This is a genomic window from Methanothrix soehngenii GP6 (genome assembly GCF_000204415.1).
Lineage (GTDB): Archaea > Halobacteriota > Methanosarcinia > Methanotrichales > Methanotrichaceae > Methanothrix > Methanothrix soehngenii.
In genome coordinates this window covers 993764-1013744 of the sequence record NC_015416.1, presented here as the reverse complement: position 1 = coordinate 1013744, position 19981 = coordinate 993764, and the positions used below count along the sequence as shown (strand labels likewise).

The window sequence follows — 19981 nt, the reverse complement described above, 5'->3', positions numbered from 1 at the left end:
TCTTATCTCCTCCATGCTCTTTTTTCGACTAATGATCGCAAGGGAGATTTCCTGTACTTTCCCTTTGCGAAGATGCCACGAACGATTTCGATATTGTCAGGGATAGGTTTCAGTATATTATCGTATCGCAGTCACGGCATTATCGATATATTCATGGGAAAAATTCGCTATAAATCGGGAAAATGCTATATAGTTAGAGAGTTATAAACTGGCGCATATAAACCCACAGTAATCGAAAGGAAGATAATGGAAATAGCAATGAGGTGGAGTGAATGAAGATTGCGATACCATGCAGGCCAGCAGATATAGGATTTGTGATCTCCCTATGTATAGTGCTTGGCCTTCTGGCAGCTAATCCTGCTGCTGCCCAGGATGATATAGAGGAGAGTTTAGCCCCCTTGAGAATGCCCATTGGCGACGAAGTGAATAACTATGCAGAGTTTGTCACTCTCGTTCCCTCGGCAGCAGAAGCAAAGCCAGTCGAGCAGGAGACATTGAATTATCCTGGCGGAAAGGACATTAAGACATCCTTTCTCCTGAATGGAAGTGCAGTCGATATCTTTCTATTATATCCCTGCCAGCCTCCGGAGGTACTTCTCGATGCAGAGGGATTGAAATCCCTGCTCGCCACTGCTGATGAGAGCATAACACTGGTGAACTATAGCGAAAACGAGCTTTTTATCGCTGACAAGCCTGCCATTTGGGGAGCACTGGGGCCGAAATTATTAGCTGCCTACCAGCCCACCAACCAGACGGCGGCACTGATAGTGATGGACATCAACCTGGATGAGTATACATTATTCAATTTTCTGAGTTATATGAACATAACCGTCGACGAGAGCTTAACCCCCATCCCCCCCGGCTTCTGCACGGACACCACAGCGATTGCCGATGGAGCAGCGACCACCACTGGTGCCACAGCCTCCGCTGAAGCCTCAATGGATGAAGCCGACGCCGTGGATGGTTCTGCAAGCACCGGGGCGACCGCAGCTGTGACACAGACCGCATCAGGTCTAAATCAATCTCAATCTCGCCAAGAAAAGGCAGAGGCGGATAGGGCCGCAGCCTTGGCAAGGCTGGAAGAGGCCAAAGCGGCCATGAGAAAGTAGGGACGGATTTCAGGGCGGCAAAAGACGGGTTCATAAGGAATCGTGTTTTGCACCCGATCGGGCTGAATTGCTGCGGTCCGTTGCACCATGCAGGCCGCAACCATATTCGGCTCAAACCTTTTTTATTAACAATAAATATTCTTTTAGTCTAAATCCGCCTGGAAAGCAGATCCGCCCAAAACCTTTTAACCAGGCTATTAGAAATATAGAGCCATCATGAGCTAAACACATACAGGAGGTGTATTAGATGCCATATGCAAATATAAGCGAGCTGCCCAAGAGCGTCCGAAATCTGCCCAGCCGGGCTAAAACCATATACATGAAAGCCTTCAATAGCTGCTGGGAGGATCTGGAGATAGAAGATGAGACAGCCCGCGAGAAGGCATCTCACGAATCAGCCTGGTCGGCCGTAAAAGAACAGTATGAGAAGGACGACGAGACCGGTGAGTGGGTTAAAAGCGATGGGTACGCAGGAAGACGCTCGCGCCATCGCAAGAGCAGGTCCAGCGGGACCTCATTGCAGGCAAAGGCACATGCATGATATCAAAAGAGAGATGCTGATAGAGGAACTGAGACTGATTTGGTCAATCGAGCTCCTCTTCAGCCATTTCATGGGTCATATTCAATAGGAAAGCTTTTTGCCCTAAAAACCCCAATCTCTTCTTAGCGAATATTTCAGATCAAGGAGTTGTTTAGCATGTCCAAAGATATTCTGGAAAAGGGTGCCATTATTCAAAGGGACAAAGAGACCTTTGCCATAGCACCGCATATAGCAGGCGGCATAATCGATCCAGCCGGCCTTCGAAGGATCGCCGATGTGGCGGAGAAGTATCATGCCAAGGCCTTGAAGATAACATCTGCCCAGAGGATCGCCATAGTAGGAATCGATCCTGAGGATATCGATAATGCCTGGGCGGACCTGGGGATGAAGACCGGGGCTGCCATAGGTCTATGCGTTCGCAGCATCAAAATCTGTCCGGGAACTACGTTCTGCAAGCGCGGCCAGCAGGATGCTGTGGGCGTGGGCCTGAAGCTGGACGAGAAGTATCACGGAATGCAGCTTCCCTGGAAGTTCAAGATGGGGGTATCAGGATGCGCCAACTCCTGTGCTGAGCCCGCGGTAAAGGACATCGGCCTGATCGGCACCGCCAAGGGATGGAGGCTTCTGGTAGGCGGAAGCAGCGGGGTAAAGCCAAGGCTGGGCACGTTGCTGGCAGAGAACCTATCCGACGATGAGGTATTCTCTTGCATAGATAAGATCGTCAACTTTTACCGGGATCACGCCAAGAAGCAGCGCCTGGGCGATTTCATAGAAGAGATTGGCTTTGAGACCTTCAAAAAAGAGATCCTGAAATAGAATATCCCAACAGTCAAGGATAATACTGAACCTGAGGCGGGCACCATTGTGTCGCCTCACGATTTCTTCATCATTCTGCTTGCAGCATCTCCCGCCAGAGCAGCGTGGTTGATCACCCTTAAATAACCCTACATTGTCAGTTGATGCTGGTGAAGAGATGGGACTGATAGATGATGCACGAGCAGGCAGACTGACAGAAGAGATGAAGATAGTGGCCGAGGCAGAGGGAAAGACCCCTGACTTCATACTTCGAGGTATAGCCAGCGGCAGGATAGTCATCCCTCGCAGCCCTTACAGATACACTAGATCGGTGGGCATTGGCAAGGGGCTCCGCACCAAGGTGAACGCCTCCATCGGCACCAGCAGCGATATCGTTGATGTGGAGATGGAGGTGGCAAAAGCGCGCACCGCTGAAGCGAACGGTGCAGACACTCTGATGGAGCTCTCGACAGGTGGGGACTTCCTGGAGATCAGAAGACGGGTGATTGAGGCCACAACATTGAGCGTGGGGAGCGTTCCCCTCTACCAGGCATTCATCGAGGCCATAAGAAAGTATGGAGCAGGTGTGGACATGCCCGAGGACGACCTCTTCAGGGCGACGGAGGAGCAGGCGAAGCTGGGAACCAACTTCATGGCCATCCACACCGGCATCAATAGCATCTGCATAGAGCGGCTCCGCCGCCAAGGCGGTCGATTTGGTGGCGTATGCAGCCGGGGAGGGGCCTTCATGATCGGCTGGATGCTGCATAATCAGAAGGAGAATCCCCTCTACCGGGAGTTCGATTATCTCTTGGAGATCCTTAAAGAGCATGAGGTCACCCTAAGCCTGGGCAATGGCCTTCGAGCGGGAGCGGTGCACGACTCCACCGATCGGGGTCAGATCCAGGAACTGATAATCAACTCCGAGCTGGCGGACAGAGCCCATGCGGCAGGGGTTCAGACCATAGTGGAGGGGCCGGGCCACATCCCCATCGATGAGATTGAAGCAAACGTCCTGGTTATGAAGAGGATGACTGATGAGAAGCCCTTCTATATGCTTGGCCCCCTGGTCACAGATATAGCTCCCGGATACGACCATATCGTGGCGGCAATCGGTGCCAGCCTCTCTAGTGCCTACGGAGCGGACTTCATCTGCTATGTCACCCCGGCTGAGCATCTGGCTCTTCCTGATGTGGAGGATGTGAGGATGGGCACGATCACTGCCAGGATAGCAGCCCATATAGGCGATATGATCAAGAACAACGATCGCCAGAAGGATCTGGATATGGGAAGGGCGCGGAGGGATATGCTCTGGGAGAAGCAGTTCCAACTGGCCATAGATCCTGAGACTGCAAAGCTGGTCCGGGCTGATAGAACCCCCTCGGATGCAGAGGTCTGTACCATGTGCGGGGATTTCTGTGCCTTAAAAATAATAAAAGAGAATATTGACCTTGCCCGCTAGCCGAAGAATGTGTCGTAACCGAACTGCAGGACAGAGGTGCTGGAGAAAGCGGCCTTCAATTTGGCCCTGGAGATCAGATTATTTGCCTCGAAGGTGATACTGCCAGCATCCCTCTCTTTTTCAAAGGCTCCGATCGGATCCTTTGACAGTCTGACATTGTCTATTGCCTCCTCTGAGGCAGTTATGGTGATTGATGGATCGTCCCAGCCTCCTTCAATTAATCTGTCTATTCTCGCTGATTTCACATCCAAGCCTACCTGGAAGGTGCTGGCATTTTTTCGGAGTACTTCCAGGTTGATCTTCTCATCGCCCAAAATGGTTTTCAGAACCTCTGGCGCTCGATCGATATTCCGGTTGTACGTATCGATTTGCTTTTGCGTCTCCGCCATGTCAATGGTAAAGGCACTGGCAAAGGAGACCAGGAGCACTAGAGAAATTGCAATGCATAAGATTAGTCTTCTCATAGCCATCCATTGGCTTTATTAAAATAAATATTTTTTGGATATGGCCGGATCTTTTCTCTTTGCTGTTTGATCACAGAATCCTTTAAGTACAATCTTTTCAAATAGTAGACCATGGATGTCCTTGTGCTCTGCATAGATCGGGACAATGACCTGGGCCGCAAGGGCGGGGTGATAACCCCCGTCGTGGGCAGAGAGGCCAATATAGAGGCCGCCCTGAAGTTGGGCATGTCTGACCCGGAGGACTCGGACGTCAACACCATATTCGGTGGCATCAAAACCTTTGATGAGATTGCTGCATCAGGCAGGAATGTGGAGATCGCCTCTATTGCAGGAGACCTGAAGGTCGGCCTGATCTCAGACAGCAAAATTGCCTCTCAGCTGGAGGATCTGTTGGCGCGCTTGCATCCTCAAGGGGTGGTTGTGGTCTCTGACGGGGCGGAGGACGAGGCCATCTTGCCCATCATCACCTCCCGGATCAAGGTAGAAGGAGTGCGTCGGGTTTTGGTCAAGCAGAGCCCCAACCTGGAGAGCACCTACTACCTTTTAAAGCAGCTCTTCACCGACCCCAAGCTCAGCCATACGTTATTCATTCCTCCTGCATTGGCTCTGCTCATGTTTGCATTCTTCAGCCTGATCGGCTACCCCAGCTGGGCGATAGTGGCCATCACAGGCTCGGTGGGTCTGTATCTCTTATTCCGGGGGCTGGGCCTGGACGACTCCATGGAGGAGGCAAAGCAGACGCTCAAGAAATCCCTTTATGCCCGGAAGATAGCCTTTATAACCTATATCCTGGCGGCAATGCTGGTGGTCATAGCCACCGTAAATGGAGTGGCATACTTCTGGCAGTACTTCCATGAGCCCACCTTTCCTGGATACTTCACCTTGATCATGATCTATCTCTACGAGAGCATCTGGTGGTACATGGCTGCTGCCTTATGCGTGAATCTGGGCAAGGTCATGGATATGTATATGGAGGGTATAAGAGACGCTCGCACCATATCTTACCTCTTCTTCATCCTGGCTACCGGCCTGGTCATCTGGTCGACCAGCAGCTTTATCCTGGCCAGCAATGCCGATCTGGAGTTTGGCATTGGCATGGTAGAATCGGTACAGAAGCTGGCCATCTCAGCTATTGGGGCTATTCTAATTACCGTTATCGGGATCAATGTATCCAAACGCATTGCGACCGATAGTGCCTTCCTTCCATCGAAGTGATATTTCAATGCTCCAGATCCTGGCTTCAGGGGAGAAGTGCCTTGGCGACTTCACATTTGACTTTTATTGGCAGCATCAAGGCTCAAGGCTGGATATGGATCAGAAGATAGGGGAGGCTAGCCTCAGGCAGATCGTGCAATCGCTCCGTGAAGGGGAGAGGGTGAATATCTCCGGGGATGTTGGCAGCCGCCTGGGCTCCAGCCTGGGCGTCGATCTCATCCGGCTGGGGGGAAAGGGCGGGCCGATAGAGGGGACGGGCAGCATAGTGGTGGAGGGAGACGTGGGCCGGCGCATGGGGATAAGCATGCTCAGAGGCGCGATCTATGTCTCCGGCAGGGTCAGTGAGCCCATGGGGAATGTAATCGAGGTTGATAGCGATCTGACTGGATATCGAATGTTCGTCTCCATCACCGAGGCTCTGGAAAAGGGGTGGGATGTGATGGAGCCGAATCATCTGGACCAGCAGGGTCTGTTCATCGAGGACGGGATTTTCAGGGATACCCTGGGGGCAAGAAATCCCGCCGACAAGACCATCAAACTGGAGGGAGACGCAGGCATGAGCACGGGCATACTCATGCGCTCCGGCCAGATCATCGTCGAAGGATGCGCTCAGGAGAACACAGCAGTTCTATTGCGAGGAGGAAGGATCTTGGTTAGAGGCAGTACGAAGGACTTCACAGGTGCAGAGATGAGAGGGGGCGAGGTCTTCATAGAAGGAGATGCCGGCAGCTTCACCTGTGCCCGGATGAAGGGTGGAGTGGTCTATGCCCGGCAGGCTCTGCCCCTGCCACCAGCAAAGAGGCATCCACTGAGCCCTTCCGAGAGGACCGTGGTAGCCAGGGCCCTGGAGCTGAGCCCAATGCAGGCCCTGATGTACAGTCGGTTCGGCCTTCAGTAGATCTCTTCCAGATCCTCTATATGGGCGAATGCGTCGTCTAGCTGCTTTCTTGCCCTTGACCTCTTCTCCTTCTCGTCCTGCATCCCTCTTGCCGCCTGAGCATAGATGGATTCAAGCTCCGGTGCAGCAGCCAATGTGAATACAGAGAGCACTCTTGGATGGCCCTTCTTGACCACAATTCCCTTGAATACATGCCCCGCGCTGGCGGTGATCTTCTCCACCTCTTTGGTGATCTGATCCACGTCCAGATGTTCCCTGGAGCCCTGGATTATGACCATTGCCCTGGCGGCGTCATCCGCCACGTTCGCCGGATAGAGGAGGTTGTTAGGCTTTAGACTGTTCTCGATGGCGTCCTTGACCGAGTTGTTCTTCCCATCTGCCTGATAGTATCCCATGGTGCCTATGCGCAGGCCGCCGTTCATGACCGTCTTGAAGTCACCCAGATCGGTAACGGAGAGCATCTCACTGTCCAGAGATTCGATCAGGAAGAGCAATCTTTTGGCGATGGTGCTGTTGATCTTGTCATAGGCGCTGGCAATGTCGCCGCTAAACCTTTTCATATACTGATTGTCTGCCAGGATGATGCCATCAGCGTCCAGCTCCATCAGCTCCCTCATGCTGAAAGCAGCATTCTGGAGGTAGATCGAGCCCTCCTCCCGGAAGGGAAGAATAGCCACAGTGACCACGGTGATGTTCGGGTACTGCCTCTTCAGCTCATTTATAAGGAGCGGCGAGAATGAGGAGCCCGTTCCACCAGAGGTAGAGGTGAGGACGAAGGCTATATCAAAATCGCCTCTCTTCTCGATCTCTCCCATGATGCTGTCCCGGTTGTCCATAAAGGCCTGCTTGCCCACGTTCCTGTTGGCTCCCATGCCGTGCAGGTTCGGAACATGCAATCTGTCTTTGGCGGTGGTGTATCTCAGCTCCTTGAGATCGTTTATCGCCGTGTTGATCGCCACCGTCTCTACCCGGCTGGGGAATTTGGGCTTGAGACAGTACTTGGCGATCTTCGAGGCACCCCCACCACCCATCGCTTCCTTGTTCACTGCGTCCAGTATTCTATTTCCGCATTGGCCTACACCAAGGATAAGTACGTTAAGCATGATATCAGCCTCACTTTACTGTGGAATTTTATTAATATTTATATTCTCTGTGCCGCCTATACAGCCAGGCAGCGATAATTATGATTGGGATAAGGAGTAGTAAATATTCATATTTATACTCTCGTTTTAGGACCACTACCTCTGCAGATCCTTCTCTGATCGCAGAGCCGTCTCCTCCATCGAATGTGGTCTTGAGGTGAATGGTATAGTTACCAGAGTCCTTGCCCGAAAGCATTACTGAGTAATTGACCTCGCCGCCTGGCGGTATCTCAAAGAAGCTCCTCTCGAAGCCCGATGCCTCCAGCCCCACTGGCGGTTTTATGTCCCCTTTGGCCTCGATTCTGGTGGCAGGCGCCTTTCCAACATTTTCTATGCTTATGTTCGCCATTCCAGTGCCGCCAAGAGGGAGCGGCCCAGGTACTTCCATCCTTATCGCCAGGTCTGCCACGCTCTTTGGATTGATGACGATATCAAAAGGCTCAGAACTGTTCAATAGGACGTTATCCTTGGAGTCGGTGTAGCTGACCTGTATGGCCGAGACGCGTATGGTGCCCTCTTTTATGGCATTCATCATATATACAGCCGAGTCGGACTGGCCAGGGTCCAGGGTATCCTTGATCTTGGGCGGATAGCCGGCCACATAGGAGAACTCCGGCAGGGGTGGTGCATCATCCAATTTTATGTTCTGTGCTTTGCCTGTGCCCTTGTTCATGATGGTGACTGTGACCTTGACCTCATCCCCCACACTCATCTCGCTCTTGTCAAAGCTCTTCTGGACTGTGAGGGCTGGCTTGTCACCGGAGGATACAGGCCGGTCCGAGGCCCGTCTGCTGGGCGTTCCCAGGCTCTCCTGGTACTCGATTCGCACCCTGGCAGACTCATCATCCAGGATATCTACTACCGTAAGGGTTATACCCCCTTTCTCCGCTCCTCCGGCGAAGTTATTGGCCCGGTTCTCCAAGAATGCTCTCTGCTCGTCCAGTCCGCCTCCGGTTCTGGAAACCTGCAGGACAGCTATGCCATCTTTGACCGACTGGATCTCAATGAGTTCTGCTCGATAGTTGCTGATGTCTATTCTGTCTCCGATCCCCAGGGTGAAATCGTTATAAGTGACCTCATCATCATCATCGTCATCCGCCCCCTGGACCGCTCCAATGAAGGCCGTTGACAGCAAAAGAATAAGGACGGCCAGGCAGACCAGGCGCAGAATATCGAGGTGCTGCTTCTTGCCCATATCTCTATCCTGCAGGTCAATGGTTCTTTTAAGCGATTTCACTCTTCGCTCTCCACTCTTCATCGTTCTCTATCTCCAGGCTCAAATCAATCCATCTAGCATTTTTGGTGAGAGCACCAAGCGATATAACATCTACCCCACTTCTTCCGTAATCCTTGATGTTATCCAGGGTGATGCCCCCTGACGCCTCCAGAATCACTCTCTCTCGTAGACCCTCCTTCTTCAAGACATCAACTCCCTCGGCTATCTTCGCGGGGTCCATGTTATCGAACATGATGATATCCGCACCCTCTTTTGCCGCTATGAGCATGTCCTCAAGGCTCTCGATCTCCACCTCGATCTTCTTGGTGAAGCTGGATTTATCTTTAGCTCGGCGCAGGCATTCTTTCAGGCCGAGGATCATTATATGATTATCTTTTATGAGGATGGCATCGGATAGATTAAATCTATGGGTGTCGCCGCCTCCAAGATAGACCGCTCTCTTCTCGAATAATCGAAATCCTGGGGTGGTCTTGCGCGTGGCTGCCACTCGCACCCCCCCGGCCAGGAGAACGCACTCCCGGGTGAGGGTGGATATGCCGCTCATGCGAGCCATGAAGTTTAGGACCAGCCTTTCGGACTGCAGGATTTTTCTCGCGCTGCCCACTACCTCTAAAACAGTGCTCATCGCTGGCACAAACTCGCCATCATCGAATAGCAGCTCGGATTTCAGGCCAAAATACTGGAAGATCTCCACCGCCTCCGCCAGCCCGGAGATGATGCAGTCCTCCTTAGCGATGATGATCCCGCAAGCCGTCAATTCTGGAATGAGAGTGCTGGAATCATCCCATTCGCCTAGGTCCTCACCTATAAATCGCTCCAGCTCTGACCTTAGCATACCGCAAGGATTTTGATCCTTAATTGATTTATAACCTGCGATGCCTCTCAAGGTCGGGCTTGTGGGATGCGGTGCCATTGGGGCCGAGATCGCCAAAGCGATAGATTCTGGCGTGGTTGATGCAGAGCTGATTGCTGTATGCGATCATAATCCTCAAACTGCCCTCGCTCTCATCGAGAGCTTGCAGCATAAGACGAAAAAAGCCGATCTTGCGGAATTGGTTCGCCTTTCGGATGTGGTGGTGGAGGCAGCCTCCCAGAAGGCGGTCCCAGCAGTCGCCAGGGCAGCATTGGCCGCGGGCAAAAGGCTGATGATAATGAGCGTTGGGGCTCTTGCCGATATGGATCTATTCAGAGAGATCAAGAGCCTGGCCAAATCTCACTGCTCTCAGGTCTACATACCATCTGGAGCCATATCCGGCCTGGATGCCCTCAAGTCCGCTCGCGCCGGGAGAATTGAAAGGGTTACCCTGACCACCACCAAGAATCCCAGCGGCCTGAGAGGGGCGCCCTATATCATGGAGAATAGGATCGACCTGGATAGCCTCTCCGGTCCTACCCAGATCTTTTCCGGCAGCGCAATCGAGGCGGTAAGGGCCTTCCCCGCGAATGTGAATGTTGCCGCCACCCTTTATCTTGCTGCGGGGGAGAAAGAGGTGCTGGTGAAGGTATTCGCCGATCCGAATATAAGAGTAAACCGCCACGAGATAGAGGTGGAAGGCGATTTTGGCAGGTTTTTTACCCGGGTGGAGAACGTCCCCTCGCCGCGAAATCCGAAAACCAGCTATCTGGCCGCACTCTCCGCCATATCCACATTGCGCTCTATTGTAGAGCCGATCAAGATCGGGACCTGATCGAAGACGATCTAAAAGAGGCCGTGAACCTCATTCATCTTTTCCTTCAGGCCCTGAAGAGTCCCAGAGAGCTCTTTATTGATCCTGTTCTCGGTATTCGTGCCGACCCTCATCTCTATATCCGGATTAGAGAGGGGCTCATGCCCGGTGAGGTTCATGAAAAGCTCTACCCAGTAAGGGGGCAGATACTCAGGCAGCGGCTCGCCTCTCATGATATGAAGGACACTGGTCCAGGCGGTGGGCACCACCTCCATATTATAGCCCCCTCCGCCCAGGGCCAGCAGCCGGGACCCTGAATGCTGGCGGGCCAGATCCACTATCCGGCGGACGAGGCCGGTATAGCCGTTAAGTGTCACGTTAAGGCTGGTGAGGGGATCGGAATAGTGGGTGTCTATCCCCAGCTGGGCTACCACTGCCTGGGGCCGGAACCATTCAAAAAGGATTGGAACGATCTGATCGAAGGCCCTGAGGTATTGCTCGTCTCCGGAGTACATGGGCATGGGGATGTTCACGCTGTATCCTTTTCCCTCACCATCTCCCGTCTCCTCTATGAATCCCGTGCCTGGAAAGAGGTACAATCCGGATTCATGCATGGAGATGGTCAAAACAGTGGGATCAGTATAGAATATCTGCTGTACCCCATCGCCGTGATGGCCATCGATGTCGATATACAGCACCCGATCAAATCCATCTCTTAAAACCCGGATGGCCAGGGCTGGATCATCAAAGACACAAAACCCGGAGGCGACTGTGGGCAGGGCATGATGCAGTCCTCCGCCGATGTTAAAAGCGCTGCAGTCCTCAGCTATTATGCGGCGGGCGGCATCGATAGAGGCCCCTGCCAGCATTCTGGATGACTCACATATGCCCGCGAAGACCGGGGTGTCGTCGCTCCCCAGGCCAAAGGCCAGATCCGGCTCCTCCAGCTTCACCGCCGCCAGGTACTCAGGGGTGTGCACTCGGAGAATATCCTCTTCGCTAGCTGGGCGGGGCTCAAGCCTGCATACCTTCTCGTCTATTAGACCAGACTCCTCCATGAGGCTAAAGGTGAGCATCAGGCGAGCGGGATTGAAGGGATGCTCCGGACCGAAGTTATACCCTTGAAATTTCTCGCTGTAATAAAGGTAGATCATTTATAGCCTTTCTCTATCAGGCCGTCGCTCCAGTAGTTATCACAGTTCTTGCAGTAATAGATCGTCTCGATCACAATCTTCTTCCATTCATCTGCGTCCAGTGCCCGCCGGAGGTCTTTATGCTCGCACTCGTTGCCGCATTTGGGGCAGAATGGTATGAAGTGTTCCAGGACTGCGTGGTCTTCATCAGCCATCTGATATTCCTCTTTGAGGCAGAGTGTCGCGGGATAAGGCAAAAAGCTGTCGGTGCCAGAACTATACCGTGCCGGGCTAGAAGGGCTGGATGCCTGCGGCAAGACAGCCGGCGAGAAATCCGAGGATGGATCCCGAGTTCAGGAAGGGAAGGCCAGCCTGAGGTCGGTCCCTCGATGTAGTCATCAGAAGGATAAAGCCGGCATAGGTTCCGAGCATGGCTCCAAGAGCAGGAAGGTTCAGGCCGAGGATATCACCTGGTGGATATGACCAGCTCGCAGATATCACCAGGATGGATGGTATGATGGCATCGCCCATGCCCAGGAAATAGGCTCCACGATCCCCCTTCTTCTTGTCGTTTCCCATTGAGATCGAGACTGCATCTTTTCGCCTAAAGCTGTAGTCCCTGCTCTTGGGGACTACAAAAAGCAGTGGTGCCTTCATCTTTATTGCGCCCTCTGCCAAAGCGACCATGTGGCGGGTTTTATAGACGGAGATGGCATCGTAGACCGCCAGGATCACCATAAGGATGATAACCGGCATCACGGTCATGCTCACTCCCAGGAGGGAGGTAACTCCTGCGCACACCAGGATTCCAAATGCATCCAGAATATACCATTCCGGGTAGTAGTGCAAGAGCAGCATCACCGCCAAAGTTGGCAGGAGGGCAAGCCACATGGGCATGATGGCGGAGATCACATAGAAGATGGTGAGGGCAATGGAGATCTGTATGAATCCTCTCACCAGCCAATCTCCCTTCAGTTTTATGGCCAAAAGGAGAATGGCGGTGAATATGAGGATGAGCAGCATATAGATTATGGGATTGGAGATCGATGCCGGATCCTCGAATACCCGATTGTCTGTGGCGGATATGGCCGGAGTTATGGCCAGGGCTATCAACTGCACCGCTACCAGGAACGAGAGCATGACCAGCACATGGAATTTCGAGCTTATGGACAAGATATCATTTCCATTATATCGTCATCGGTCTATAGATCTGCCCTCTTCTCCTCTAGCAATTCTATGTATGAGCGGCGGATGGTGTCCTCCAATTCCAGCCGCTTCAACACGGAGAGGACCCGATCCTTTTCGTTCTCCCAGTTCGCTTCCGCCTGAGCCTCCACCTCCAAAAAGGTGCCAAGCCCCTCCACCTCGTCCAGAGCGATGACCATTCCCTGATAGGAATACTTCGTCCTCCTTTTGCGAACCTCTGCCGATAAAACAAAACCCAAAAGGGATAGGATATCCCTCATCTGGGTGGGGTCATCGATCCTTATCGTCAGCTCCCGGCGAGACTTGGTCTGCTGGTCGAGCTTGGGCCCCTTATAGGTGAGCCGGGCCCCATCCTCCTTAATGCGAATGCGCAGGGCCTCGTCGCTCTTCTTGAAGTCCCTTAATGGCGAATTGAAATAAAGGTCCAGATGATTCTCCACCCCGATGGAGGTGGCGCCCAGGGCGGCTATTCTCTCTTTTGTGTCCTCCCTGGCCCGGGCTTTGACCTCCACCTCGATCATCTTCGGACCAGCACCGTGGCCTCTTTCGTCTTCAGTATATCCACCGCCTCGCCAGCAGAGAGAGTCTGGATCTCCACCTCCGCCGCCTCGGGCGGAAGCTCGAGGATCTCGCCATCCAGATCGACTGCAATCGAGCCTGCCTCCTTCTGGCGAGCGATATCAGCCGGGTCCATGCCCATCAGGGCCATAATGATCCGCTGGCTCCTATCCCTGAATCGAGGGCCGATGACCTTCATTTGCGGTTTGACCGCTATGGGCTTCATCTCCAGCGAGGGCTTTCCTGTTCTGCTCTCCACCGGGGAGTTGGCCACACCGGCCAGGTCTGCTGTCTCCAGGTCGAGGTCGGAGTATACCACGATTCCCGGAAGAGGGGAGTTGAGGGCCACTCCCTTCTCCGCCTTATAGCGGCGCAGAGTTGAAGCTACCTCTTTTATCGCCAGGCCAGCCCTATCCATCGGCTGCCCCTGGGCCACGGGCCAGCTTTGCACATGAACGCTCTGGCCAGTTAGGGTGTGGTAGATCTCCTCGGAGAGGAAGGGGGTGAATGGAGCCATGAGTCGGGCAAGAGTCTCCAGGGCGGTGAAAAGGGTGCCCTGCGCTGCCCTCTTCTCCGGCCCGTCCTGGCCGTACAGCCGGGCCTTGACCAGCTCGATGTAGTTGTCGGCCAGAACATCCCAGGCGAAAGCCCGGATGGCCTTCAAGGCCTCATCGAACTGGAATCTGTCCATGGCCTCCGTGGTCTTAGTGATCAGCAGATCCAGCTCTGCAGAGAGCCAGCGGTCGACCTGCCCAGAATCGGCATCATACGGGGCGATCAGGGGCAGAGAGAACCGGAATATGGACCAGAGCTTCTGCTGGAATCTGCTGGCGGCAGTTATCTCCTTCCACTGGAATGGTATGTCATTTCCCGGGCTGCCGCCGATAGCCGCCCACTGGCGGAGGGCATCAGCTCCGTTGCTCTCGAATACCTCCTCCGGGCGGATGAAGTTGTTCAGGGATTTGGACATCTTATGGCCGTCCTCGCCCAACGCCATGCCATTGATCAGAATGGCATCCCAGGGCCTGATCCCTTCCAGGGCTCTGGTCCTGAGAATGGTGTAAAAGGCCCAGGTGCGAATGATGTCGTGCCCCTGTGGCCGGAGCTGGGTGGGCATACGCAGATCGGTCCTGTCCGGCCAGCCGGCGACGGCTAGGGCGGATATGGAGCTGTCCATCCAGGTGTCCAGAACATCCTGCTCCGGAATGAATTCCGAGCTGCCGCATTTGCATTTCTTTTTGGGCTGGGTCAGGTTGGGGTCCAGGGGAAGCCAGCTCTCCTCTGCCACCAGTGCTTCATGGCAGTTTTTGCAGTACCAGGCGGGTATGGGGGTGGCAAAGATCCTCTGCCTGGATATGCACCAGTCCCATTCCATGGAGTCGGCCCAGTTCTCCAGGCGGACGCGCATGTGGGCGGGGATCCATTCTATCTCCTCGGCCATCTTTTTTATCTCCAGGGCATCGATTCGGACAAACCACTGCTGCTCGGACAGGATCTCAATGGGGGTCTTGCACCGCCAGCAGAGCCCTACGTTCTGCTCCAGAGGCTCTTGCTTGAAGATTATCCCCTGCTCGGTCAGATCCTGGGTGATCTTCTCTTTCGTCTCCTCTACGGTTAGGCCGGAGTAAGGGCCAGCAATAGGCATCATCCTGCCGCCGCGGTCTATGGCCTGGCGGAGGGGAAGATGATGCTCCATCCACCATCTGACATCCTGCTTATCCCCGAAGGTGCAGATCATGACGAACCCCGAGCCGAAGCTCGAGTCCACCGCCGGGTCGGCAAGAACGGGAACGGAATAGTTGAATATCGGCACTTTGACCGTCCTGCCGATGTATTTCTGATAGCGCTGGTCCTCAGGATGAACCGCCACCGCCACACAGGCGGCCAGGAGCTCAGGCCGGGAGGTGGCGATCTCTATCTCGCCGTCCTCGGCGCAAAAGTGCATATAATTCAGTGTCGAGGTGCGGGAGTCGTACTCCACCTCGGCCAGGGCTATGGCCGTTCCGCAGCGGGGACACCAGTTTACCGGGTGGTCCTCTCGGTAGATCTGGCCTTTCTGGTACATGCGCACAAATGAAGTCTGGGTCTTGACATAATACTCCGGCTTCATGGTGGCATATTCATTGGACCAATCTATGGACAGGCCCAGCCGGCCCATGGACTTATGGAAACGATCTATTGCCTCCTCAGTAAGTTTTTCGCAGAGCCGTCTGAACTCCTCCCTGGGAACCTGGTTCTTGGTGATATGGTTTAGCTGCTCCACCTTCACCTCGGTGGGCAGGCCGTGGCAGTCCCAGCCCTGGGGGAACATCACATTGTAGCCCCGCATGCGCTTGTACCGGGCGGCGAAATCAATGTAGCACCAGTTTAGAGCGTTGCCGATATGGAAGTTTCCCGTGGGATAGGGCGGGGGTGTGTCGATTATATATTGGGGCTTCTTCGACTCCCAGTCAAAATAGTAAATGGAACTATCCCAGCTCCGCTCCCATTTCTCTTCTACCTGCTTGAAATTGTACTCTTTGGACAGCTCGCTCATTAAATGGCTCCCTGCTATTGGCTGCTAGGGGAAGGAACACAATGTTAATAGGATTATCGGTAGTACCCTCCATGAATGGAACTTGTGATCTATCATGCCAATCAGTGCGACCCGCGGAAGTGTTCAGGAAAGAAGCTTGCCCGCTTCAATCTTGTCCGGCTGACCCACCATATAAGCCAGCTCCGGCCGTACATTGTCCTCAGCCCGTTCTCGGAAAAGGCCTTATCCCCGGAGGATAAAGGGGCCCGCGGGCTGGCAGCCCTCGACTGCAGCTGGGCGCATGCTGAGGAGGTCTTCGCCCGGTTCAGGCTGCAGGAGAGGGCTCTGCCTTTTCTAGTGGCTGCCAACCCGGTGAACTGGGGAAAGCCCTTCAAGCTCTCCACCGTCGAAGCCCTGGCTGCAGGACTGGTAATACTGGGAGAGAAAAGCCAGGCAGAGCTGATCCTCTCCAAGTTCAACTGGGGGCACGTATTTTTGGAGCTGAACCGCGAGCCCCTCAGTGAGTACGCCGCTGCCAGGGATTCAGCTGAGGTGGTCAGGATTCAGAATGAATATATGTCGGAATAGATTTAAGCGCCAAAGGCCCATAACATTATGGTGTTGAGGATGACCGCAGGATTGATTCCGGCAGAAGAATTGCGCAAGCTGCAGTTCAGGATGAATAAATTGATGGATGAGCTGGGCCTGGATGCACTCGGATCCAAGTATATCGATGAGCTCGGGAGGATGCAAAAGCGCATGGGCGACCTTATGGAGGAGGTAGAGGGCCCGAACCTGAAGAAAGGGGTGATAAGGCCCCTGGCTGATGTTCATGAGACTGAAGAGGCGTTGGTTGTGACCATGGATATGCCCGGTGTGGAAAAGCAGGATATCAACATCTCAGTGGTGGAGGATGAGCTGCAGATCTCCGCCCAGAGAAAGAGTGAGGCTGAGGTAAACGAGCAGGACTACCACCGCCGGGAGAGGACCTACACCCGGTTCGAGCGAAGGGTGCTCCTGCCGGAAAGCATAAAGACAGAGGAGGCGCGGGCGACTCTTACGAACGGCGTTCTGCAGATAACCCTCCCCAAGGTCTCTGTGCTCACCCGCAAGCGAATAGCCATCGATTGAGGACAGATAACCCCATATCAGCTATTTTTCTTTTGGCTCCTCGCCATTCGGTATGGGCGAACTTGAATCAGGAGTTCTCTGTATCCTTTTGCAGCTGGGGTGAACCGCGATCCTGACCCAACCACAGAGGCGCAGAGGAACAGAGACTATAACCACTGCCGGGCCCGACCCACATAATTCAGCGAAGAGCCATAAACCACAAAGCACACAAAGACCGCACCAAATGATTATTGGGCTATCAAGAACTGGATTAACCTTTGCGAGGCCTTTGTGATCTTTGTGCTCTTTGTGGTTAAAATCCGTTATCTGTAATCCAATCAAACCTATCTACGACGAGTATAACCAGGCTCCTCGCTATTTAGCACGGATAGACTTGAATCACAAATTCTCTGTGTCTTTTGCGCCTTCTGTGGTGAACCGCGATCCTGACCCAACCACAGAGGCGCAGAGGAACAGAGACTAAAACCACTGCAGTGCCTGACCCACATAATTCAGCGAAGAGCCTTTCTTTTTTACTGCCCCTCATTCTGGAGAAGAAGGTGGTGCATCTTGTCTCTCTTGGTCTCCAGGTACCGGCGGTTGATGTTATTGGGCTCAACCTCTAAAGGTACTCGCTCTGCGATCTCCAGGCCGTAGCCCTCAAGCCCTATCACCTTGCGCGGGTTGTTGGTCAGAAGGCGAATCTGCTTTATTCCCAGATCAACCAGGATCTGAGCGCCGATTCCATAGTCCCTGAGGTCTGCCGGGTAGCCCAGCCGGTGATTCGCCTCTACCGTATCCGATCCGCCATCTTGGAGGGCATATGCTCTCAGTTTATTGGCGAGACCTATGCCCCTTCCCTCTTGGCGCATATAGAGAAGGACGCCATTGCCGTTCTTGCTTATGAGCTGCAGAGCCCGGCGGAGCTGCTCGCCGCAGTCGCATCTTTTTGAGGAGAAGACATCGCCAGTGAGGCATTCGGAGTGGACCCGGACCAGGGCATCAGGGCAGGTGGGGTCTCCTGCTACCAGAGCGATATGGCATTGTCCGTCCAGGACGGACTCATAGCCAATGGCGGTGAAGAGGCCGTACTCCGTGGGCATGCTCACCTCGGAGATCCTGCAGACGAGCTTCTCATATTGCATCCTGTAGCGGATCAGGCTCTCGATGGTCAGCATCTTCAGGCCGTGCTCCTGGGCGAAGCGCTCGAGCTGTGGGAGCCGGGCCATGGTGCCGTCATCGTTCATGATCTCCACAATCACCCCAGCGGGCTGGAGCCCTGCCAGCCGGGCCAGATCGACGCAGGCCTCCGTATGCCCCGTCCGCCGCAGAACTCCCCCCTCTTTGGCCTGCAGGGGGAACAGATGGCCGGGGGTGACAATATCGTTTCGTCTGGTCACAGGATCGATCAGGGCATGAACGGTCGTCGCCCGGTCGAATGCGGAAATGCCGGTGGTGGTATTGATTCTGGCATCCACCGAAACGGTAAACGCGGTGCCCATGGACTCGGTGTTCTGGCTGGTCATCAGGGGAATGTCCAGCTCGCGAAGGCGCTCGGCGGTCATCGGCATGCATATCAGACCCCGGCCAAAGCGGGCCATGAAATTGATGGCCTCCGGGGTCACATTCTCCGCTGCCATCATCAGGTCCCCCTCGTTCTCCCGGTTCTCGTCGTCCAATATTATTATGAAGCGACCGGCGCGGATATCGGAGATCGCCTCCTCTACAGTGCAAAATGGCATATGGAGCAGAGTCGGAGCGGGTCAGATATTAAGATTTTGTCAGGACCAGACTCCTGCCACCGCAGCTTTGCAGTTGGGGCAGCGCCCTTCGGTCACCGTGTTTTTCATGACCCTGTATCCGCGGCGTTCGATTAGGACGAAGCCGCAATCCGGACATATGGTGCTCTCGCTCTCTCCGATGATGTTTCCGGCATAAACGTACTTCAATCCCGCCTCCCGTCCGATGTTAAGGGCTCTTTTTATCGATTTTATTCCGGTGGGCGGTGCATCCAGCAGCTTGTAGGTGGGGTAGAAGGCGGATACATGCCAGGGCATATCCCGGCTGATCCCGGCCAGGAACCCTGCCATATCGGTCAGCACCTCAACTGAATCATTATAGCCTGGGATGACCAGGGTTGTGACCTCCACCCAGACTCCTGCCCGCCAGAACTTCTCGATGTTGCTCTTTACCGGATCGAGCTTTGCCTTGCACACCTTGCGGTAGAACTCATCATCTCCTTTCAGGTCGATGTTGATGCCATCCAGGAGGGGAATGATCTTATCCGCCGCATCCTGGCCAATGTAGCCGTTGCTTACAAAGACATTGCGCAGTTTGGAAGCTCGAGCCAGTCTGGCCACATCATAGGCGTACTCAAAGAAAATCGTGGGCTCGGTATAGGTATAAGCAACGGACTGGCAACCCCTGGAGACTGCCCCCGCTACCACATCCTCAGGGGGAACGTAATTGCCCGGCAGTTTGCCGGTCTCATGAGGAAGCTGGGAGATATCTGCGTTCTGGCAGTGCAGACAGCGGAAGTTGCAGCCCACAGTGGCTATGGAGTAGGCCAGGCTGCCGGGAAGGAAATGAAAGAATGGCTTCTTTTCAATGGGGTCCTCATTGGCAGCAATGAGGTTTCCATAGACCAGCGTCATTAGCATTCCACCTTGATTCTCACGCACCGCGCATATTCCTCTCTTGCCGGGACGGATGCGGCAGTTCTGATAGCAGAGGCTGCAGTTCACGTCCTCCGACTCCTGATCCGGCCTTCTCCAGAATTGGGCTTCTTGAGTGCTCTGCATGGACAATCACCACCTATTCTGCCCCAATATATGTGAATACGAGATGTAATACTTATTCGTCCCGTCGAGGCCATCTTTTTTGGGGAGCTCAAATTATTGGCAGATGGTTAGGGCCTTACCCCACAGAA

Annotated in this window: 20 protein-coding genes; 9 read left to right on the top strand and 11 right to left on the bottom strand. The window is 54.0% G+C overall.

The window, feature by feature from the left end; genetic code table 11:
* The first annotated feature begins 272 nt into the window (after positions 1-272).
* From MCON_RS05075 to thiC, 4 genes are all read left to right on the top strand, one after another.
* Positions 273-1109: a hypothetical protein gene (locus MCON_RS05075; protein ID WP_013718946.1), complete on the top strand. Its 837-nt coding sequence runs from the start codon at positions 273-275 to the stop codon at positions 1107-1109.
* A 247-nt stretch (positions 1110-1356) separates the two neighbouring features.
* A complete protein-coding gene (locus tag MCON_RS05070) occupies positions 1357-1650 on the top strand; it encodes a ChaB family protein (protein WP_013718945.1) in 294 nt (97 codons plus the stop codon).
* A gap of 156 nt (positions 1651-1806) precedes the next feature.
* Entirely contained in the window at positions 1807-2466 is a 660-nt protein-coding gene (locus MCON_RS05065) for a nitrite/sulfite reductase domain-containing protein (protein ID WP_013718944.1), read from the top strand.
* Positions 2467-2623: 157 nt separating this feature from the next.
* Positions 2624-3907, top strand: coding sequence for a phosphomethylpyrimidine synthase ThiC (thiC, locus tag MCON_RS05060; RefSeq protein WP_013718943.1), 1284 nt, complete (start codon positions 2624-2626; stop codon positions 3905-3907).
* On the opposite strand, the gene MCON_RS05055 is transcribed toward thiC, so the two are convergent.
* Complete coding sequence (locus MCON_RS05055) at positions 3904-4371, bottom strand: hypothetical protein (RefSeq protein ID WP_013718942.1); 468 nt, start codon at positions 4369-4371, stop codon at positions 3904-3906. The two genes, thiC and MCON_RS05055, sit on opposite strands and share 4 nt — an antisense overlap.
* A gap of 111 nt (positions 4372-4482) precedes the next feature.
* On the opposite strand from MCON_RS05055, the gene MCON_RS05050 reads away from it, so the two are divergent.
* Positions 4483-5586 carry a DUF373 family protein gene (locus MCON_RS05050; protein ID WP_048131923.1) on the top strand — a complete coding sequence of 368 codons (1104 nt, stop codon included), beginning with the start codon at positions 4483-4485 and terminating at the stop codon, positions 5584-5586.
* A 7-nt stretch (positions 5587-5593) separates the two neighbouring features.
* The gene (locus tag MCON_RS05045) at positions 5594-6484 is read left to right on the top strand and encodes a tributyrin esterase (RefSeq protein WP_013718940.1); all 891 of its coding nucleotides are present in this window, start codon (positions 5594-5596) and stop codon (positions 6482-6484) included.
* Here the strand turns inward: MCON_RS05045 and MCON_RS05040 are convergent.
* Genes MCON_RS05040 through nadC form a run of 3 tightly spaced genes read right to left on the bottom strand, consistent with a single transcriptional unit; the run spans position 6478 to position 9698 of the window.
* Entirely contained in the window at positions 6478-7587 is a 1110-nt protein-coding gene (locus tag MCON_RS05040) for an FtsZ/tubulin family protein (protein ID WP_013718939.1), read from the bottom strand. The genes MCON_RS05045 and MCON_RS05040 overlap by 7 nt on opposite strands.
* Positions 7588-7618: 31 nt before the next feature.
* On the bottom strand, positions 7619-8884 hold the full coding sequence (locus MCON_RS05035) for a COG1361 family protein (RefSeq protein ID WP_048131921.1): 1266 nt from the start codon (positions 8882-8884) through the stop codon (positions 7619-7621).
* Positions 8850-9698: a carboxylating nicotinate-nucleotide diphosphorylase gene (nadC, locus tag MCON_RS05030; protein ID WP_013718937.1), complete on the bottom strand. Its 849-nt coding sequence runs from the start codon at positions 9696-9698 to the stop codon at positions 8850-8852. The genes MCON_RS05035 and nadC overlap by 35 nt, the downstream gene beginning before the upstream one ends.
* Before the next feature lie 40 nt (positions 9699-9738).
* On the opposite strand from nadC, the gene MCON_RS05025 reads away from it, so the two are divergent.
* On the top strand, positions 9739-10551 hold the full coding sequence (locus MCON_RS05025; RefSeq protein WP_013718936.1) for an aspartate dehydrogenase: 813 nt from the start codon (positions 9739-9741) through the stop codon (positions 10549-10551).
* Between the two features lie 11 nt (positions 10552-10562).
* On the opposite strand, the gene MCON_RS05020 is transcribed toward MCON_RS05025, so the two are convergent.
* From MCON_RS05020 to MCON_RS05000, 5 genes are all read right to left on the bottom strand, one after another.
* Positions 10563-11684, bottom strand: a complete 1122-nt coding sequence (locus MCON_RS05020) for an acetoin utilization protein AcuC (RefSeq protein WP_013718935.1) — start codon at positions 11682-11684, stop codon at positions 10563-10565.
* On the bottom strand, positions 11681-11878 hold the full coding sequence (locus MCON_RS05015; RefSeq protein WP_013718934.1) for a hypothetical protein: 198 nt from the start codon (positions 11876-11878) through the stop codon (positions 11681-11683). Before MCON_RS05015 ends, MCON_RS05020 begins: the two co-directional genes overlap by 4 nt.
* A gap of 76 nt (positions 11879-11954) precedes the next feature.
* Positions 11955-12803, bottom strand: coding sequence for a presenilin family intramembrane aspartyl protease PSH (locus MCON_RS05010; protein ID WP_048132924.1), 849 nt, complete (start codon positions 12801-12803; stop codon positions 11955-11957).
* A gap of 62 nt (positions 12804-12865) precedes the next feature.
* Positions 12866-13390 carry a class IV adenylate cyclase gene (cyaB, locus tag MCON_RS05005; RefSeq protein WP_013718932.1) on the bottom strand — a complete coding sequence of 175 codons (525 nt, stop codon included), beginning with the start codon at positions 13388-13390 and terminating at the stop codon, positions 12866-12868.
* A complete protein-coding gene (locus MCON_RS05000) occupies positions 13387-15963 on the bottom strand; it encodes a valine--tRNA ligase (protein WP_013718931.1) in 2577 nt (858 codons plus the stop codon). The genes cyaB and MCON_RS05000 overlap by 4 nt, the downstream gene beginning before the upstream one ends.
* 75 nt (positions 15964-16038) lie before the next feature.
* On the opposite strand from MCON_RS05000, the gene MCON_RS04995 reads away from it, so the two are divergent.
* Entirely contained in the window at positions 16039-16530 is a 492-nt protein-coding gene (locus MCON_RS04995; RefSeq protein ID WP_048131919.1) for a DUF367 family protein, read from the top strand.
* 39 nt (positions 16531-16569) lie between these two features.
* On the top strand, positions 16570-17073 hold the full coding sequence (locus MCON_RS04990) for an Hsp20/alpha crystallin family protein (RefSeq protein WP_202795830.1): 504 nt from the start codon (positions 16570-16572) through the stop codon (positions 17071-17073).
* 512 nt (positions 17074-17585) lie between these two features.
* Here the strand turns inward: MCON_RS04990 and MCON_RS04985 are convergent.
* Together MCON_RS04985 and amrS are read right to left on the bottom strand one after the other, a co-directional pair.
* A complete protein-coding gene (locus tag MCON_RS04985; RefSeq protein ID WP_013718928.1) occupies positions 17586-18794 on the bottom strand; it encodes a bifunctional 3,4-dihydroxy-2-butanone-4-phosphate synthase/GTP cyclohydrolase II in 1209 nt (402 codons plus the stop codon).
* Between the two features lie 39 nt (positions 18795-18833).
* Complete coding sequence (gene amrS, locus MCON_RS04980; protein WP_048131917.1) at positions 18834-19853, bottom strand: AmmeMemoRadiSam system radical SAM enzyme; 1020 nt, start codon at positions 19851-19853, stop codon at positions 18834-18836.
* Positions 19854-19981 lie beyond the last annotated feature (128 nt).

Bases quoted from the DNA above. Each gene is read 5' to 3' on its own strand.
- MCON_RS05075 (WP_013718946.1), top strand. From the start codon at position 273: ATGAAGATTGCGATACCATGCAGGCCAGCAGATATAGGATTTGTGATC.
- MCON_RS05070 (WP_013718945.1), top strand. From the start codon at position 1,357: ATGCCATATGCAAATATAAGCGAGCTGCCCAAGAGCGTCCGAAATCTG.
- MCON_RS05065 (WP_013718944.1), top strand. From the start codon at position 1,807: ATGTCCAAAGATATTCTGGAAAAGGGTGCCATTATTCAAAGGGACAAA.
- thiC (WP_013718943.1), top strand. From the start codon at position 2,624: ATGGGACTGATAGATGATGCACGAGCAGGCAGACTGACAGAAGAGATG.
- MCON_RS05055 (WP_013718942.1), bottom strand. From the start codon at position 4,371: ATGAGAAGACTAATCTTATGCATTGCAATTTCTCTAGTGCTCCTGGTC.
- MCON_RS05050 (WP_048131923.1), top strand. From the start codon at position 4,483: ATGGATGTCCTTGTGCTCTGCATAGATCGGGACAATGACCTGGGCCGC.
- MCON_RS05045 (WP_013718940.1), top strand. From the start codon at position 5,594: ATGCTCCAGATCCTGGCTTCAGGGGAGAAGTGCCTTGGCGACTTCACA.
- MCON_RS05040 (WP_013718939.1), bottom strand. From the start codon at position 7,587: ATGCTTAACGTACTTATCCTTGGTGTAGGCCAATGCGGAAATAGAATA.
- MCON_RS05035 (WP_048131921.1), bottom strand. From the start codon at position 8,884: ATGAAGAGTGGAGAGCGAAGAGTGAAATCGCTTAAAAGAACCATTGAC.
- nadC (WP_013718937.1), bottom strand. From the start codon at position 9,698: ATGCTAAGGTCAGAGCTGGAGCGATTTATAGGTGAGGACCTAGGCGAA.
- MCON_RS05025 (WP_013718936.1), top strand. From the start codon at position 9,739: ATGCCTCTCAAGGTCGGGCTTGTGGGATGCGGTGCCATTGGGGCCGAG.
- MCON_RS05020 (WP_013718935.1), bottom strand. From the start codon at position 11,684: ATGATCTACCTTTATTACAGCGAGAAATTTCAAGGGTATAACTTCGGT.
- MCON_RS05015 (WP_013718934.1), bottom strand. From the start codon at position 11,878: ATGGCTGATGAAGACCACGCAGTCCTGGAACACTTCATACCATTCTGC.
- MCON_RS05010 (WP_048132924.1), bottom strand. From the start codon at position 12,803: ATGCTCTCGTTCCTGGTAGCGGTGCAGTTGATAGCCCTGGCCATAACT.
- cyaB (WP_013718932.1), bottom strand. From the start codon at position 13,390: ATGATCGAGGTGGAGGTCAAAGCCCGGGCCAGGGAGGACACAAAAGAG.
- MCON_RS05000 (WP_013718931.1), bottom strand. From the start codon at position 15,963: ATGAGCGAGCTGTCCAAAGAGTACAATTTCAAGCAGGTAGAAGAGAAA.
- MCON_RS04995 (WP_048131919.1), top strand. From the start codon at position 16,039: ATGGAACTTGTGATCTATCATGCCAATCAGTGCGACCCGCGGAAGTGT.
- MCON_RS04990 (WP_202795830.1), top strand. From the start codon at position 16,570: ATGACCGCAGGATTGATTCCGGCAGAAGAATTGCGCAAGCTGCAGTTC.
- MCON_RS04985 (WP_013718928.1), bottom strand. From the start codon at position 18,794: ATGCCATTTTGCACTGTAGAGGAGGCGATCTCCGATATCCGCGCCGGT.
- amrS (WP_048131917.1), bottom strand. From the start codon at position 19,853: ATGCAGAGCACTCAAGAAGCCCAATTCTGGAGAAGGCCGGATCAGGAG.